13 protein-coding genes are annotated in these 15,402 nt (G+C 73.3%); 6 read left to right on the top strand and 7 right to left on the bottom strand.

Annotated features, from left to right (window positions below):
- Positions 1 to 121: 121 nt before the first annotated feature.
- Positions 122 to 1,687, bottom strand: coding sequence for an MFS transporter (locus ACFWPI_RS10295; protein WP_380372810.1), 1,566 nt, complete (start codon positions 1,685 to 1,687; stop codon positions 122 to 124).
- A gap of 262 nt (positions 1,688 to 1,949) precedes the next feature.
- Between ACFWPI_RS10295 and ACFWPI_RS10290 the strand changes: the two genes are divergently transcribed.
- On the top strand, positions 1,950 to 2,945 hold the full coding sequence (locus ACFWPI_RS10290) for an Lrp/AsnC family transcriptional regulator (RefSeq protein ID WP_380342906.1): 996 nt from the start codon (positions 1,950 to 1,952) through the stop codon (positions 2,943 to 2,945).
- A gap of 105 nt (positions 2,946 to 3,050) precedes the next feature.
- Positions 3,051 to 3,818, top strand: a complete 768-nt coding sequence (locus ACFWPI_RS10285) for a TetR/AcrR family transcriptional regulator (RefSeq protein WP_363371620.1) — start codon at positions 3,051 to 3,053, stop codon at positions 3,816 to 3,818.
- On the opposite strand, the gene ACFWPI_RS10280 is transcribed toward ACFWPI_RS10285, so the two are convergent.
- Complete coding sequence (locus tag ACFWPI_RS10280; protein ID WP_380372813.1) at positions 3,805 to 4,146, bottom strand: winged helix-turn-helix transcriptional regulator; 342 nt, start codon at positions 4,144 to 4,146, stop codon at positions 3,805 to 3,807. The two genes, ACFWPI_RS10285 and ACFWPI_RS10280, sit on opposite strands and share 14 nt — an antisense overlap.
- Before the next feature lie 204 nt (positions 4,147 to 4,350).
- Between ACFWPI_RS10280 and ACFWPI_RS10275 the strand changes: the two genes are divergently transcribed.
- Complete coding sequence (locus tag ACFWPI_RS10275) at positions 4,351 to 5,199, top strand: SDR family oxidoreductase (RefSeq protein ID WP_380372729.1); 849 nt, start codon at positions 4,351 to 4,353, stop codon at positions 5,197 to 5,199.
- Between the two features lie 137 nt (positions 5,200 to 5,336).
- Complete coding sequence (gene rarD, locus ACFWPI_RS10270) at positions 5,337 to 6,305, top strand: EamA family transporter RarD (RefSeq protein WP_380372732.1); 969 nt, start codon at positions 5,337 to 5,339, stop codon at positions 6,303 to 6,305.
- A 50-nt stretch (positions 6,306 to 6,355) separates the two neighbouring features.
- Here the strand turns inward: rarD and ACFWPI_RS10265 are convergent, their stop codons facing one another.
- Genes ACFWPI_RS10265 through ACFWPI_RS10255 form a run of 3 tightly spaced genes read right to left on the bottom strand, consistent with a single transcriptional unit; the run spans position 6,356 to position 9,632 of the window.
- Positions 6,356 to 7,261, bottom strand: coding sequence for an ABC transporter permease (locus ACFWPI_RS10265; protein ID WP_107452884.1), 906 nt, complete (start codon positions 7,259 to 7,261; stop codon positions 6,356 to 6,358).
- Positions 7,248 to 8,354: an ABC transporter ATP-binding protein gene (locus tag ACFWPI_RS10260; RefSeq protein WP_380372734.1), complete on the bottom strand. Its 1,107-nt coding sequence runs from the start codon at positions 8,352 to 8,354 to the stop codon at positions 7,248 to 7,250. The genes ACFWPI_RS10265 and ACFWPI_RS10260 overlap by 14 nt, the downstream gene beginning before the upstream one ends.
- A gap of 3 nt (positions 8,355 to 8,357) precedes the next feature.
- Entirely contained in the window at positions 8,358 to 9,632 is a 1,275-nt protein-coding gene (locus ACFWPI_RS10255; RefSeq protein WP_380372737.1) for an outer membrane lipoprotein carrier protein LolA, read from the bottom strand.
- A 182-nt stretch (positions 9,633 to 9,814) separates the two neighbouring features.
- Between ACFWPI_RS10255 and ACFWPI_RS10250 the strand changes: the two genes are divergently transcribed.
- Positions 9,815 to 12,421, top strand: a complete 2,607-nt coding sequence (locus ACFWPI_RS10250) for a bifunctional FO biosynthesis protein CofGH (protein WP_380342889.1) — start codon at positions 9,815 to 9,817, stop codon at positions 12,419 to 12,421.
- Positions 12,422 to 12,640: 219 nt separating this feature from the next.
- Complete coding sequence (locus ACFWPI_RS10245) at positions 12,641 to 13,756, top strand: ADP-ribosylglycohydrolase family protein (protein WP_380372741.1); 1,116 nt, start codon at positions 12,641 to 12,643, stop codon at positions 13,754 to 13,756.
- A gap of 198 nt (positions 13,757 to 13,954) precedes the next feature.
- Here the strand turns inward: ACFWPI_RS10245 and ACFWPI_RS10240 are convergent, their stop codons facing one another.
- Complete coding sequence (locus ACFWPI_RS10240; RefSeq protein WP_380372743.1) at positions 13,955 to 14,164, bottom strand: DUF397 domain-containing protein; 210 nt, start codon at positions 14,162 to 14,164, stop codon at positions 13,955 to 13,957.
- On the bottom strand, positions 14,164 to 15,024 hold the full coding sequence (locus tag ACFWPI_RS10235; protein ID WP_063348096.1) for a helix-turn-helix transcriptional regulator: 861 nt from the start codon (positions 15,022 to 15,024) through the stop codon (positions 14,164 to 14,166). The genes ACFWPI_RS10240 and ACFWPI_RS10235 overlap by 1 nt, the downstream gene beginning before the upstream one ends.
- Positions 15,025 to 15,402: the final 378 nt, after the last annotated feature.

The raw sequence follows: 15,402 nt of genomic DNA, 5'->3' as shown, positions 1-15,402 counted from the left end.
AGACGGTAGCCCGGCATCGGGGAACATCGGTACAGCGGTCGGCGCCGAGATCGATCATGGTCGGCCGGCGCACCGGCTGGGGGCTCCGCCGGGGTTCGCGGAAAGATCGCCGGGCGGGTCCTCAGGCCGGCTGCGCCGCAACCGGGACCGCAACCGGGACCGCGGCCTGTTCCGCTTCCGGCACCGGCCGTCCCGGACCCGCCGCCCTCGGTGCCGCGCTCGACGGGCTCTTCAGCAGCAGGGCGCAGGCCAGCGCGGCCAGCAGGGCGAGGCCGGCGGAGACCAGCAGGCACAGCCGCATGCCGTCCAGGAAGGAGTTGCTCAGCGCGGTCAGGGCCTGTCCCGTGGCGGGGCCGAGGTCGAGTCCGGCGACGGCGCCCAGGCCGTGTTCGCGGGCGGCGTCCAGGACGCGCGCGCCGGTCTGGGCCGGGACGCCGGCGTTCGCGAGCTGTTCGGGCAGGGCGTTCAGGGCACGGGTGGTGAGCAGCGCCCCGAGGGCGGCGGGGCCGAGCGCGGCGCCGACCTGGCGGATCGCGTTGTTGCCGGCCGCGGCCATCCCGGCCAGGTGGAAGGGAACGGCGGAGACCGCGGAGGCGGTCATCGGGGTGAGCACCGCGCCCATGCCGAGTCCGAGCAGTACCAGCCGCCAGGTCAGCGCCGCGTAGGAGGTGTGGGCGTCGACGCCGGTCATGGCGAACATCGCGGCGGCGATCAGCACCAGCCCGGAGGTGATCAGCACCCTCGGCGGGATCCGGTGCATCAGCCGTCCGACAGGGAGGCCGGCCACCAGCGAGGTGCCGGACACCAGCACCATCCGCAGTGCCGCCTGCATGGTGCTCAGGTGCTGGACCAGGCCGAAGTACAGGCTGAGCACGAAGAAGAAGCCGATCAGGCCGAGGAAGCTGACCACGGCCACCAGCGCGGTGGCGGTGAACGCGGGGCTGCGGAACAGCGCCAGGTCCAGCATCGGGCCGGCACTGCGGAGTTCCACCAGGACGAAGGCTCCGGCGGCGACCGCGCCGAGCGTCAGCGCGGTGATCACAGCGGGTTCGTCGAAGCCGTCCGCGCCGCCCTCGATGACGCCGTAGACCAGTGCGGTGACGGCGACGGCGGCGGTGATCTGGCCGGGCCAGTCGAGCCGGCGGCCGTGCGGGGCGCGCGAGTCGGGCAGCCGGAACGCGGCGACGGCCAGCAGGGCCACGGAGAGCGGTATCGGCAGCAGGAAGATCCAGCGCCAGGTGGTGTGCTCCAGCAGGGCGCCGCCGATCAGCGGGCCGACGGCGAGCGGGGCCGTCAGGCTCATCGCCCAGAAGCCGATGAACTTGCCCCGCTCACGGTGGTCGGGCACGGCATGGCTGATCAGCGTGAGTGTGGTGGGCAGCAGAGCGGCGGCGCCGATGCCGGAGACCGCCTGCCCGACCCACAGTGCCTGCACCGAGCTGGACAGCAGCGAGATCGCGGCGCCCAGCGCACAGAAGACCATGCCGGTCTGGAAGACCTTCTTGCGGCCGTGGACATCGCCCCAGACGCCGGTGGTCAGGATCAGCGCGGCCATCGGCAGCACGAACGCGTCCGACACCCAGGACAGTTCGGAGGTCGACGCGCCCAGCGCGCGCTGGATCGCCGGCAGGCTCACCGACACGGTGGTGACGGGCAGGTAGGCGACGAAGACACCCAGGCAGGCCATGACGAGCGTGGCGGCCCGTCCGGCCCTGAGGTCCGGCGTCGTTGTGGAGTTCACGGGGTCGTTCCTTCGGCTGCTGCGGGGGAGGCCCCGCATTCTCGGAGCGCCGCCGGGAGCGTGCGCCCGCTCCCGGGGGCGACGGCCGACGGCAGCCGCCCGTGGAGCCGCCGATCAGCTTCTCCCCGAAGCGCCCGAAACCCGCAGTCGATCCCACCAAGCGTCCCGGAACCTCCATCTGGGGTTCTGGCGATGGGATTATTCCTCCATGGCTGATGATCTGGACCGCAAAATCATCCACGGTTTGCAGTGCGCGCCCCGGGTCTCGTTCCGGCGGCTCGGGGAGGTCATCGGCGTGTCCGAACAGACTGTGGCGCGCCGCTACGCCGCCCTGCGGCGGGACGGCCTGCTGCGCGTCGTCGGACTGGGCAACCTGAACGCCGACGGCCAGGCGGAGTGGATCGTCCGGCTGCGCTGCCGACCTGATGCGGTGGCACCGCTGGCCCAGTCACTGGCCCGCCGGTCCGAGGTGGCGTACGTCGGCATCGCCTCCGGCGGCTCGGAGATCATCTGCATCATCCGGTCCCCCGCCGGAACCGACCATGACGACCTGCTGCTGCGCCAGCTGCCGCGAGCGGGCGCCGTCCTGGACGTGAACGTCGACCTGGTCGTGCGTATCTACGGCGGTCCCGGAACCGCGCCCTGGACCGACCCCGACGCCTCGCTCACCCCCGAACAGGTGCGGCGGCTGACCTCCGGCCACCCCACCCCGGCAGTGGCCTCGTCGACGCCCCTGGGCGAACAGGACCTGCCGCTGCTGCGCGCGCTCGCCGAGGACGGCCGGGCCACCCATACCCACCTGGCCGAGGTCACCGGCTGGTCCAAGCCCCGGGTCGCCCGTCGCCTGGAGGCACTGGAGGCAGCCGGCTCGCTCACGTACGACGTCGACACCCTGGCCGAGCGCCTCGGCTACCGGCTCAACGCCACCCTGTGGCTGCAGGTCGACCTACCGCGGCTGCACCAGGTCGGCGAGGAGGTCGGCGGCCACCACGAGTGCGCGTTCGTCGCCGCGATCAGCGGACGCCACAACCTGATGGCCGTGGTCGCCTGCCGGGACACCCCCGACTTCTACCGTTACCTCACCGGCCGCCTGGCCCACGTCGAGGGCATCCGCGGCTACGAGATCAGCGTCCGGGTGAGCCGGCTCAAGCAGTCCGCCTCGCTCGTCCACCACGGGCGGCTGATCCACCCGGCGCTCGTATGACGCCGGCACCGGGCCGCCGGACCGCTGAGCGACCGGCCGCCGGACCGCCGAGCGACCGGCCGTCGGGCCGTCGAGCTGTCGGCGGGGCCGTGAAAAGATCCCCCCATGGCCACGGACCGCAGCAGCGCAGGAGATCCGGCGCGCACCCTCGCCCTGCTCTGGGGGCTGACCGCCGAGGAGAAGCCCGGCCGGCGCGGTCCGCGGCAGGCCCGGTCGACCGGCGAGATCGCCGCCGTGGCCATCGCCCTGGCCGACGCCGAGGGCGTGGACGCCGTCACCATGCGCCGGGTGGCGCAGGAGCTGGGGCTGTCCCCGATGGCGCTGTACACCTACGTCCCCGGCAAGGCCGAACTGCTCGACCTGATGCTGGACACCGTCTACGCGACGACGCCGCGCAGCGCCCCCGCCGACGACGGCTGGCGGGCCAGGGTCACCGCCGTCGCCGACGACAACCGGGCGCTGCACCGCGCCCACCCGTGGGTCTCGGCGGTCCCCACCAGCCGCCCGCCGCTCGGCCCGGGCCTGATGGCCAAGTACGAGTACGAGCTGCGCGCCTTCGAGGGCACCGGCCTGCCCGACGTCGAACTGGACGCGGCGCTCACCCACCTGCTGGGCTTCGTCCAGACCTGCGCCCGGATGGCCGCCGACGAGCGCGCCGCCCGGCAGGACAGCGCGATGACCGACGCGCAGTGGTGGGCCGCCAACGCCGAGCTGCTCGCCAAGGTCTTCGACGCCGAGCGCTACCCGGTCGCGGCCCGGGTGGGCGCCGCCGCCGGCGAGGCGCACGGCGGCGCGTACGACCCGGACCACGCGTACGCCTTCGGCCTGGCCCGCGTCCTGGACGGGCTGGCGGCCCTGATCAGCGAACGCTAGGCCGGGCGTCGTACTCCGCGCGGGCGGCCTCGACGGCGGGGACCCGCTGCTCGGACCAGTGCGCGAGGGCGGCGACCAGTTCGGCGGCCTCCCGGCCGAGCGGGGTGAGGCTGTAGTCGACCCGGGGCGGGATCACCGGGTGGGCCTCGCGGTGCACGAAGCCGTCGCGTTCCAGCGTCTGCAGGGTCTGCGCGAGCATCTTCTCGCTGACGCCGGAGACCCGGCGGCGCAGTTCGCTGAAGCGGTAGCCGCGCTCGTGCAGCGCGCCGAGCACGAGGACGCCCCAGCGGCTGGTGACGTGCTCCAGCACGCCCCGGGACGGGCACATGCGGTCGAACACGTCGGCCGGCGGCAGCTCGCGCACCGGGACGGCCGGGCGGCCTTCCTCCAGGGTCTTCATGACTGTCCTGCCATTACCTTCATGTCAGTACCGTACTTTGAAGTGCGTACTTTCGAAAGGTTAGTGCAGTCCCTAGGGTGAGTTTCGAGGCAGGAACCCCATCGAGGACAAACCCACCCGAGGAGCATCCCCATGTACGTCGTCACCGGTGCCACCGGCCAGCTCGGCCGTCTCGTCGTCGAGGGCCTGCTGGCCGCCGTCCCCGCGAGCGAGGTGGCGGTCGCCGTCCGCTCCGCCGAGAAGGCGGCCGACCTGGCCGCGCGCGGGGTGGCCGTCCGCGTGGTCGACTACGACGACCCGGCGTCCCTGGCCGGCGCCTTCGCGGCCGGCGACCGGGTGCTGCTGATCTCGGGCAGCGAGGTCGGCCGCCGGATCCCGCAGCACCGCGCGGTGGTCGACGCGGCCCGTGCGGCCGACGTCGCGCTGTTCGCCTACACCAGCGCGCCGGGCGCGGCGACCTTCCGGCTGGCCGACGAGCACAAGGCGACGGAGGAGCTGATCCGCGAGTCCGGCCTGCCGTCCGTCCTGCTGCGCAACGGCTGGTACACCGAGAACTACCTGGGCGACGCGGCCGGCACGGTCGCGCGCGGCGTGGTGCTCGGCAGCGCCGGGGACGGCCGGGTGGCCACCGCCCCGCGCAAGGACTACGCGGACGCGGCCGTCGCCGTCCTCCTCGGCGAGGGCCACGAGGGCCGGGTGTACGAGCTGAGCGGCGACGCCGCGTGGAGCCTGGCGGAGCTGGCGGCCGAGTTGGCGCTGGTCTCCGGGCAGCCGGTCGCGCACCAGGACGTGGCGCCGGCGGAGCACCTCGCGGCGCTGGTCGGCGCGGGCCTGCCGGAGGGCTTCGCCGAGGTGCTGGTGGACGTGGACGCGGGCATCGCCCGTGGCGAGCTGGCCGGCACCCCGGGCGACCTGGCCCGGCTGATCGGCCGCCCGACCGTCCCGCTGGCCGAGTCGGTGCGCGCCGCGCTCCAGGCCTGAGGCGCTCCGGGCCGGCGATGAGCCCTGCGTTTCCCGAGGTCAGAGATGTCATGACCAAAATGCGGAAACGGAGATGACAGCCTGCCCCTCCGCCAGCTACCGTCACCTCGACACACGCGCGCGGAGGGCAGGCGGCCATGCCACAGACAACCCAGCAGGACAGCGGCCGAGGCCTCTGGTACGGCGTCGCGGCCTACGGCATCTGGGGGCTCTTCCCCCTGTTCTGGCCACTGCTGGAGCCCGGCGCCGCCGACGACATCCTGGCCAACCGGATGGTCTGGTCCCTGGTCGCCGTGGTGCTGCTGCTGATCGCCCAGCGGCACTGGAGCTGGATACGCCCGCTGCTGCGCCAGCCCCGCCGGCTCGCCATGCTGGCCGGCGCGGCCACGGTGATCTCGATCAACTGGGGCGTCTACATCTGGGGCGTCAACGCCGGGCACGTCGTCGAGACCAGCCTCGGCTACTTCATCAACCCGCTGGTCACCATCGGCTTCGGCGTCCTGGTGCTCAAGGAGCGGCTGCGGACGGCGCAGTGGGCGGCGGTCGGCGTCGGCGCGGCCGCCGTCGCGGTGCTCAGCGTCGCGTACGGGCGGCTGCCGTGGATCGCGCTCACCCTGGCGCTCTCCTTCGCCACGTACGGGCTGCTGAAGAAGAAGGTCGGGCTGAGCGGGCTGGAGAGCCTGGCGGCGGAGAGCGCCTTCATGTTCCCGTTCGCGCTCGGCTACCTGGTCTACCTGGAGGTCAGCGGGCGCGGCACCTTCGGCCACACGGTGGCCGGCTCGTACGGCTGGGGGCACTCCGGGCTGCTGCTGCTCAGCGGGGTGATCACCGCGATCCCGCTGCTGTTCTTCGGCGCGGCGGCCGTGCGGGTGCCGCTGACCGTGCTCGGGCTGCTGCAGTACCTGGCGCCGGTGTTCCAGTTCCTGATCGGCGTGGCGGTGTTCCACGAGTCGATGCCGCCCGCCCGCTGGGCCGGCTTCGGCCTGGTCTGGCTGGCGCTCGCGGCGCTCACCTGGGACGCGCTGCGCCAGGTGCGGGCCGACCGCGCGGGGCGGGCCGCGGCCGTGCCGCAGCCCGCCCCCGCGAAGGCGGCCGTCAGGCGCTGATCCGCCCCCGCCGATCCGCCCCTTCTGATCCGCCCCCGCCGACGCGGCGGTCAGACGCTGATGTCCCGGCTGGTGAAGCGGGACCAGGCCGCCGCGCCGAACACGGCGACGTAGGCGGCCTGGAGGCCGAGGTCCTTCCACACGCCGTCCCAGTACATCGGCTGGCGCAGGAGGTCCGCGAAGCTGAGCCAGTAATGGGTGAACAGGAACGGCCTCACGGCGTCCAACTGCGGGAAGGCGTCCAGGATCTGCACGGTGACCACCAGCCCGACGGTCGCGGCCATCGCCGCGATACCGCTGCCGGTGAGCGTGGAGACGAACAGCCCGATCGCCACCAGCCCCGCCAGCGAGGCCGCCACCACCCCGGCCACGAGCACCGCCCGCAGCAGCGCGTCGCCGAAGCCGATGGTGTCGCCGGAGATCAGCGTCACCTCGCCGAGCGGGAACAGCGCGGCGCCGGTGGCCAGCGCCGCCGCCGCGACCGCCACGGTCGCGGCCAGGCAGAACACCAGCCCGGCGGTGAACTTGGCGGCCAGCAGCCGGGTGCGCCCGGCCGGGGCGACCAGCAGGTAGCGCAGCGTCCCGGTGGCCGCCTCGCCGGCGACCGAGTCCCCGGCGACCACGCCGACCGTCATCGGCAGGAACACCGGCAGCGCGACCGCGAGGGCGGTGAAGACCAGGAACAGGCCGTTCTGGGTGGTCTGCGCGATGAAGTTCACCCCGCCGCCGCCCTCGTGCGGGCTGCCCGTGTTGAGCTTGACGACCACGCCGATCAGGATCGGCAGCACCGCCAGGATCCCCAGCAGCACCTTGGTGCGCATCCGGCGGAAGGTCAGGTGCAGTTCGTTGCGGAACAGCGCCAGGAACCCGGCCGCCGTCTGCGGCCTCCGCCCGGCCCGGACCGGCAGCGCCCCGGCCTGTGACAGCTCAGCCCGCGACAGCTCAGCCTGCGACATCGAAGCCCTCCCCGGTCAGCGCCACGAAGGCGTCCTCCAACGTGCCCCGCTCCAGCCCGAACCCGTGCACCCGCACCCCGGCCTCGACCAGCGCCGCGCACAGCTTCGGCAGCGCCTCCTCGACCGGGGAGCCGAGCGCGCCGAACGCGGCGAGATCGCCGTCCACCCGCCCGTCGCCGGGCAGCAGGGAGCCGACCCGGTGGGCCGCCAGCACCTCCACGGCGTGCGCCACGTCCGGTGTGCGGACCACCAGCCGGCCCTGCGCGCGGGCGGCCAGTTCGGCGACGGTGCCCTGCACCACCAGCCGGCCCCGGGACATCACCGCCGCGTGCGTGCAGACCTGCTCGATCTCGTCCAGCAGGTGCGAGGAGAGGAACACCGTGGTCCCCTCCGCCGCGACCTCCCGCACCAGCGCCCGGATCTCGCGCATGCCCTGCGGGTCCAGCCCGTTGGTGGGCTCGTCCAGTACCAGCAGCTCGCGCGGCTGGAGCAGCGCCGACGCCAGGCCGAGCCGCTGCTTCATGCCCAGCGAGTACGCGCGGGCCTTCTTGGCCGCCGCGGTGCTCAGCCCGACCCGTTCCAACGCCGTCTCGACGCGCAGGCGCCGGGTCCGCGGGTCGGCGGTCGGGTCGGCGGCGTCGAACCGCACCAGGTTGTCCCGCCCGGAGAGGAAGCCGTACAGCGCCGGGCCCTCGATCAGCGCGCCCACCCGGGGCAGCACGGAGGCGACGGACTGCGGCATCGGCTCGCCGAGGACGGTGGCCACGCCGGAGGTGGGGGCGATCAGGCCCATCAGCATCCGGATGGTGGTGGTCTTGCCGGAGCCGTTCGGGCCGAGGAAGCCGAAGACGGAGCCGCGCGGCACGCTCAGGTCCAGGCCGTCCACGGCGAGCTGGCCGCCCCGGAAGCGCTTGGTCAGGCCGCGGGTCCTGATCACGTCGTCGGGCCGGGAGGAGCCGGAACCGGAGGAACCGGGGGAACCGGGGGAGGAGGAGGGGGAGGAGGAGGTGGAAGGCGCGGGGCCCGGGCGCTGCTCGGCGCCCGGACCCTCGGCCGACTCCGTAACGTCCCCCGTTACGGGAGTCTTCGTCATCCGTCAGTTCACCCCGGCGGCGTGCTGGAGCACCGGCAGGGTCACCGCGCCGGCGAACACCCGGCCGTCGTCGGTGACCAGGACGTTCACCACCTTGGTGCTGATCAGCGTGCCGCCGCCGACCGGCTTGCCGAGCGACTTCACCAGCGCCTGCGGGTTCAGGGCCGCGCCCCGGCCGCCGTGCTTGCCGCCCTTGCCGCCGTCCTGCGGCACGTCGACGGCGCCGCCGGGCAGCTGCGCCGAGACCACGGTCGTCCAGCCCTCGCCGATCACGTTCACGCCGCCGTGGTCCTGGCCCGAGGCGTCCCGACCGGCCTTGCCCCCGGGCGCGGAACCCTGCGGCACCTCACCCTTGGCGCCCTCGTCGGCCTTGTGCTCCGTCACCTTGGCGCCCTTGGGCACGGTGAAGTCGAAGGTCTTGGCGGCCGGCTTGGCGAAGGACACGTCGGTGAAGTGGACGTCCAGCACGGTGGAACCGTCGACGCCCTTGACCACCACCGAGAGCGGCACCCCGTTGTCGGCGGCGACCGCGATCCGGACCTCGGCGACGGTCGAACCGGACTGCGCGGGCTTGACGCTCAGCTGGTACGCCTTCTGCCCGGCCACGTTGGCGGTGCCGGCCACGGTGACCGACGTGGTGTCCGCGCTCGCGGTCAGGAACTGCCGGGCGGCCTCCTGCGGGGTCGTCGGCACCCCGGTCAGCGGCGCCCCGGCGTGCTTGCCGGCCGTGTCGGAGTGCTGGGCGGCCGCCTGGCCGGTCAGGCGTACGGCGGTGTTGGTCGAACTGTCCCAGGCCCAGGCCTGGTCGCCGTTGTGGACGACGGTGTAGCCGGCCATGTCCTCCAGCAGGTCGACCCGCTGGCGGTCCGGGCCGTCCACCGCGACCCGCAGCGTCTGGTCGCCGCCGAGCAGGCCGAGCAGCTTGGCCTGCGGGTCGGCCGAGGAGGATCCCTGGCCGCCGCCGCGCCCGGCCGCCGCGCCGAGCCCGCCGGCCGCGGCGCCCAGCAGCTGGCTGGGCAGGCCGAGGTCGGTGGAGACGGACACCGTGCCGGAGAGGGCCTGCGCGTCGGAGCCGAGCACCTTGGCCACCAGCTGCTCCGGCGTCAGCGAGGGAAGGTCGGGCGGGGCGTCGGCCGCCAGCGCGGGCACCAGCCCGACCCCGGCGGCGATCACCGCGGCCACCGTCAGCGGTACCCCGGCCCGCACCAGCATGCGCCGCCGTGAGCGGTACGGCACGCCGCCGTCCACGTTGTCCCCCGCCGCCGTGTCATTGGTCATGGCGTCCTCAACTCCTCTACGAACACGAGCGATTGGCTGTGCCCTTCCATTAGAGGCCCGCACCCCGCCCCCGTCATCGCCCTGCGGGTCCAGTTCGGGGTAAACCTCACGGGTACATCGACCCTGAGACGCCCTCAGGGTTGGCTACTCCGAACGTACGAGACCTGGCGTAGGGTCGCGCCATGGACGGAACCGCCATGGACGCAAGCAACCCCCCGACCGCTAACGCGATGCGGCGCGCCCTGCGCCGCGCCCGGGACGGCGTCGCCCTGGACGTCACCGAGACCGCGGTGCTGCTCCAGGCCAGAGGTGAGGACCTGAACGACCTGTGTGCGAGCGCCGCCCGGGTCCGCGACGCGGGGCTGGCGGCGGCCGGGCGGCCCGGCGTCATCACCTACTCCAAGAGCGTCTTCATCCCGCTCACCCGGCTCTGCCGCGACAAGTGCCACTACTGCACCTTCGTCACCGTCCCCGGCAAGCTGCGCCGGGCCGGCCACGGGATGTTCATGTCCCCCGACGAGGTGCTGGACATCGCCCGGCGCGGCGCCGAACTCGGCTGCAAGGAAGCCCTGATCACCCTCGGCGACAAGCCCGAGGACCGCTGGCCCGAGGCCCGCGAGTGGCTCGACGCGCACGGGTACGACGACACCATCGCCTACGTGCGGGCGATGTCGATCCGCATCCTGGAGGAGACCGGCCTGCTCCCGCACCTCAACCCCGGGGTGCTCGGCTGGACGGACTTCCAGCGGCTCAAGCCCGTCTCCGCCTCCATGGGCATGATGCTGGAGACCACCGCCACCCGGCTGTGGAGCGAGCCCGGCGGCCCGCACTTCGGCTCGCCGGACAAGGAACCGGCCGTCCGGCTGCGAGTGCTGGAGGACGCCGGGCGCAGCTCCGTCCCCTTCACCAGCGGCCTGCTGATCGGCATCGGCGAGACGTACCAGGAGCGCGCGGAGTCGCTGTTCGCGCTGCGCAAGGTCTCCCGGGCCTACCACGGCGTCCAGGAGCTGATCCTGCAGAACTTCCGCGCCAAGCCGGACACGGCGATGCGCGGCATGCCCGACGCCGAACTGGACGAGCTGGTCGCCACCGTGGCGGTGGCCCGGCACGTGATGGGCCCGGCGGCCTGCCTGCAAGCGCCGCCGAACCTGGTGGACGGCGAGTACGGGCGGCTGATCGCGGCCGGCGTCGACGACTGGGGCGGCGTCTCCCCGCTCACCCCCGACCACGTCAACCCCGAACGCCCGTGGCCGCAGATCGAGCGGCTCGCCGAGCGCTCCGCGGCCGCCGGCTTCGAACTGCGCGAACGCCTCGCCGTCTACCCCGAGTACGTGCGGCGCGGCGAGCCCTGGCTGGACCCGCGGGTGCTGCCGCACGTGCGCGCCCTCGCCGACCCGGAGACCGGGCTGGCGAACCCGGACGCGGTGGTCCGCGGCCTGCCCTGGCAGGAGCCCGAGGACCTGCCCGTCTCGTACGGGCGGACCGACCTGCACGCCACCATCGACACCGACGGCCGCACCGGCGACCGCCGGGCCGACTTCGAGGACGTCTACGGCGACTGGGAGGTGCTGCGCGAGCAGGTGCTCGCCGAGGGCGCGCCCGAGCGGCTGGTCGGCGACCTGCGCGAGGCGCTGGCGGTGGCCGCCGACGACCCGACGCGGCTCACCGACGACCAGGCGCTGGCGCTGTTCCACGCGGACGGCCCGGCCCTGGACGCGCTCTGCCGGATCGCCGACGACGTCCGCCGGGACACCGTGGGGGAGGACGTCACCTACTGCGTCACCCGGAACATCAACTTCACCAACGTCTGCTACACCGGCTGCCGCTTCTGCGCGTTCGCCCAGCGCCGCACCGACGCCGACGCCTACACCCTGTCGCTGGAGCAGGTCGCCGACCGGGCCGCGCAGGCCTGGGAGGTCGGCGCCACCGAGGTCTGCATGCAGGGCGGCATCCACCCGGACCTGCCCGGCACCGCCTACTTCGACATCGCCCGCGCGGTGAAGGAGCGGGTGCCCGGCATCCACGTGCACGCCTTCTCGCCGATGGAGGTGGTCAACGGTGCGACCCGCACCGGGCTGTCCATCCGCGACTGGCTCCAGCGGGCCAAGGAGAACGGCCTGGACAGCATCCCGGGCACGGCGGCCGAGATCCTGGACGACGAGGTCCGCTGGGTGCTCACCAAGGGCAAGCTGCCGGCCGCAACCTGGGTCGAAGTGGTCACCACCGCGCACGAACTGGGCATCCGCTCCTCGTCCACCATGATGTACGGGCACGTGGACACCCCGAAGCACTGGCTCGGGCACCTGCGGCTGCTCGCCGAGATCCAGCAGCGCTCCCTGGAGGCCAACGGCACCGGCGGCTTCACCGAGTTCGTGACCCTGCCGTTCATCCACACCAACGCGCCGGTCTACCTGGCCGGCATCGCCCGGCCCGGCCCGACCGCCCGGGACAACCGCGCGGTGATCGCGATGGCCCGGCTGCTGCTGCACCCGCACATCCCCAACATCCAGACCAGCTGGGTCAAGCTGGGCGCGGAGGGCGCCGCCGAGATGCTCCGCTCGGGCGCCAACGACCTGGGCGGCACGCTGATGGAGGAGACCATCTCGCGGATGGCCGGCTCGGCGTACGGGAGTTACAAGTCGGTGCGCGACCTCCAGGCGATCGCCGAGGCGGCTGGCCGCCCGCACCGCCAGCGCACCACCACCTACGGCGAGGTGTCGGCCGAGCGCCGGGCCGCGGCGCTGGCCTCGGACGGGCACCTGCCGGAGCTGCTGCCGGTCCTGGACTGATCCCGCCACCGGCCTGCCGGTTCCCCCGGCCTCCCGGTTCCCAGGCCTCGGCCTGCCGGTTCCCCCGGCCCCGCTGCCGCCCGTACGGCGGCCGGGGCCGGGAAACCGGAGCACGAGGGACGCCCTTGATTCGCTCGGGTCTTCGAATACAGTGCCAGGGCGCGCGCCGCGGCCGTGCGTCGCGCAGCCCCCTGCCCCGAGGAAAGGCGCCCCGTCGTGATGCCACTGTGGTCACGCGCCCAGCAGCAGGACTTCCGCAGCCGGGTGCGGGGCTGTCTGCTCGGCGGTGCCATCGGCGACGGGCTCGGCGCCGGCGTCGAGTTCGAGCAGCTGGAGAAGATCCGGGCCCAGCACGGCCCGCAGGGCGTCACCGGCTACGTCCCCGCGTACGGGCGCACCGGCGCCGTCACCGACGACACCCAGCTCACCCTGTTCACCGTCGACGGCCTGATCCGCGCCCACATCCGGCGCGACACCGGCAGCTGGCACCCGCCCACCGACCTGCACCTCGCCTACCTGCGCTGGGCCGCCACCCAGCGCGACTGGGGCCCCGACGAGCGCCGCCCCGACCTCGGCTGGCTCGGCCGCGAGGAGTGGCTGTACGCCCAGCGCGCCCCCGGCCAAGGCTGCCTGTCCGCCCTGACCGGGGCCGACGCCGAGCACCTCGGCACCGTGGAGCGGCCCAAGAACCCGCACTCCAAGGCCTGCGGCACGGTCGTGCGGGCGGCGCCGTTCGGCCTGCTCACCAGCTGGGAGCCGGGCCTGGTCTTCCAGCTCGCGGTGGAGTGCGCGGTGCTCACCCACGGCCACCCCACCGGCTACCTCGCGGCGGGCGCGCTCGCGGTGATCGTCCAGAGCGTGGCCCGCGGCGGCACCCTGGAGGAGGGCGTCCACCTCGCCCTGGCGCTGCTCTCCGAGCGGCAGGCGCACGAGGAGACCACCGCCGCGCTGCGGGCCGCGCTGGACGCGGTCCGGGCCGGTGAGCCGTCCGCCGACCGGGTGGAGGCGCTGGGGGAGGGCTGGGTCGCCGAGGAGGCGCTGGCGATCGGGGTCTACTGCGCGCTGGTCGCGCACGACGTGCGCTCGGGCCTGCTGCTCGCCGTCAACCACTCCGGGGACAGCGACTCCACCGGCGCGGTCTGCGGGAGCCTGCTCGGGGTGCTGCACGGTGACACCGCGCTGCCGTCGGGGCTGGTGGCCGGGCTGGAGGGGCGGGGCGCCATCCTCGAACTCGCCGACGACTTCGTGCTGGAGCTGATGCACGGCACCGAACTGCACGATCCGCGCACCCCGGAGGGGCTGACCTGGTCCGAGCGGTACCCGGTGGTGCGCTGAACGGTCCGGGCGGGAAGCGAAGTTCGGGCGGCAAGGCGGTTCGGGAGGAAAGGCTCGGCGGGAAGCGAAGTTCGGGCGGGAACGACAGTTGCCCGTAGCGTCGGCCGCCGGCGAGGGCGAAGGCCACTGCTACGGGCAACTGGTCCGAGCTCGGATTCGCACCGGGGGCGCGGGGCCGGGTCGGCGGCCGCCGCAAGGTCAGTGGCGGCCGAACACCCCGGTGGCCGCAGCACTCGCGAACGCGGTCCAGGCCTCGGCGGAGAAGCGCAGCTGAGGCCCCTGAGGGTCCTTGGAGTCCCGTACCGCCACCGCCCCCGTGGCCGGCGTGGTGATCTCCACGCAGGCTCCGTTGCCGCCGCTGTGGCTGCTCTTCCGCCAGCGGGTTCCGTGCTCGGAGGTGGTGCTCATCAGTGGTATCCCTCTTCAATCTCAGCTATCAGTGTCCGGCTCTCCGCCACGCCGAGTGCCGCCGCACGCAGGTAGTCGTACAGACCGGTATAGCGGCGCACGTCCGCCTCCTTCTCCAGGTAGAGATCGCTCGTCACCCCTTCGAAGTAGACAACCGTGGAATCGGCTGACTCGGGGAACTCCAGCAGGGAGAATGTCCCGGTCATACCGGGGTGGGCGCCGGCCGAGAACGGGATCACCTGGATGGTGATGTTCGGGTGCTGGCTCAGCTCCATCATGTGCTTGAGCTGCTCGGCCATCACCTCGCGACTGCCGACCTCGCGGCGCAGCACCGCCTCGTCTATGACGGTCCACAGGCTGCCGAGCTGGTTCTCGCCCCGGATGCGGTCCTGGCGCTTCATCCGGACCTGCACCCGGCGCTGCACGGCGAGCGCGTCGGTGTCCGGCTGGGTGCCCTCCACGACGGCCTGCGCGTACTGCTCGGTCTGCAACAGGCCCGGGACGAAGGAGGATTCGTACGCGCGGATCGAGGAGGCCTCGGCCTCCAGCCCGATGTAGACGCTGTACGGGGTCGGCATGTCGTTGAAGTCGTGCCACCAGCCGCGCTGGCGCGACTCCTTGGCCATCTCCATGAGGCTGGCGCGCATCTGCTCGTCGTTCACGAGATAGACGTCGCAGAGGTCGCGCACGTCGCGCTGGCTGATGCTGCGGCGGCCGTTCTCCAGTCGGCTGATCTTCGACTGGGAGACCATCAGCCGGCCCGCCACCTCCTCCGCCGTCATCCCGAGGCCCTCGCGGAGTTTTCGCAGCTCCGAGCCCAGGCGCCGACGGCGCACGGTGGGATTGATGCTCGTCGACACATCGACCTCCGGCCGGACCTCTGGTGATCGTTGGATCGGCAGCCCTCGGAACACTTCGGACATTGGGACCAACCCCCCTGACTTGGAGCAGCATGTCACCTTGGGCCACGTCGGCGTCAGGGAATCACAGCAGCGCAGTAGAACAGATCGTCGGAAAAGCACTTCTGTGAGACGGCGAGGGCCTTCGAGTGGTAATGCGGCTCAGCGGCTCGAACCGGTACGGGCTAAGGATGTGCTCCCCGGCGGCGCAGGTGCCAGTGGCACGTGCGAAGGCAGGACCGCCGGGCTCCCCGGACGGGCCTCGGAGGGCCTTCGGGGACGGCAGAGGGGCGGTCGCCGGGCGACTTCCGTCGCGGGGCGACCGCCCCTCCGTGCTCC

It is taken from the genome of Kitasatospora sp. NPDC058492 (assembly GCF_042720685.1).
Lineage (GTDB): Bacteria > Actinomycetota > Actinomycetes > Streptomycetales > Streptomycetaceae > Kitasatospora.
This window is presented reverse-complemented; position numbering and strand designations above follow the sequence as displayed.

What these genes read in the sequence shown, in the direction of transcription:
- ACFWPI_RS10290 (WP_380342906.1), top strand. Translation starts at nt 1,950, where the DNA reads ATGGCTGATGATCTGGACCGCAAAATCATCCACGGTTTGCAGTGCGCG.
- ACFWPI_RS10285 (WP_363371620.1), top strand. Translation starts at nt 3,051, where the DNA reads ATGGCCACGGACCGCAGCAGCGCAGGAGATCCGGCGCGCACCCTCGCC.
- ACFWPI_RS10240 (WP_380372743.1), bottom strand. Translation starts at nt 14,164, where the DNA reads ATGAGCACCACCTCCGAGCACGGAACCCGCTGGCGGAAGAGCAGCCAC.
- ACFWPI_RS10260 (WP_380372734.1), bottom strand. Translation starts at nt 8,354, where the DNA reads ATGACGAAGACTCCCGTAACGGGGGACGTTACGGAGTCGGCCGAGGGT.
- ACFWPI_RS10295 (WP_380372810.1), bottom strand. Translation starts at nt 1,687, where the DNA reads ATGGCCTGCCTGGGTGTCTTCGTCGCCTACCTGCCCGTCACCACCGTG.
- ACFWPI_RS10250 (WP_380342889.1), top strand. Translation starts at nt 9,815, where the DNA reads ATGGACGGAACCGCCATGGACGCAAGCAACCCCCCGACCGCTAACGCG.
- ACFWPI_RS10275 (WP_380372729.1), top strand. Translation starts at nt 4,351, where the DNA reads ATGTACGTCGTCACCGGTGCCACCGGCCAGCTCGGCCGTCTCGTCGTC.
- ACFWPI_RS10280 (WP_380372813.1), bottom strand. Translation starts at nt 4,146, where the DNA reads ATGTGCCCGTCCCGGGGCGTGCTGGAGCACGTCACCAGCCGCTGGGGC.
- ACFWPI_RS10255 (WP_380372737.1), bottom strand. Translation starts at nt 9,632, where the DNA reads ATGACCAATGACACGGCGGCGGGGGACAACGTGGACGGCGGCGTGCCG.
- ACFWPI_RS10265 (WP_107452884.1), bottom strand. Translation starts at nt 7,261, where the DNA reads ATGTCGCAGGCTGAGCTGTCGCGGGCTGAGCTGTCACAGGCCGGGGCG.
- rarD (WP_380372732.1), top strand. Translation starts at nt 5,337, where the DNA reads ATGCCACAGACAACCCAGCAGGACAGCGGCCGAGGCCTCTGGTACGGC.
- ACFWPI_RS10245 (WP_380372741.1), top strand. Translation starts at nt 12,641, where the DNA reads ATGCCACTGTGGTCACGCGCCCAGCAGCAGGACTTCCGCAGCCGGGTG.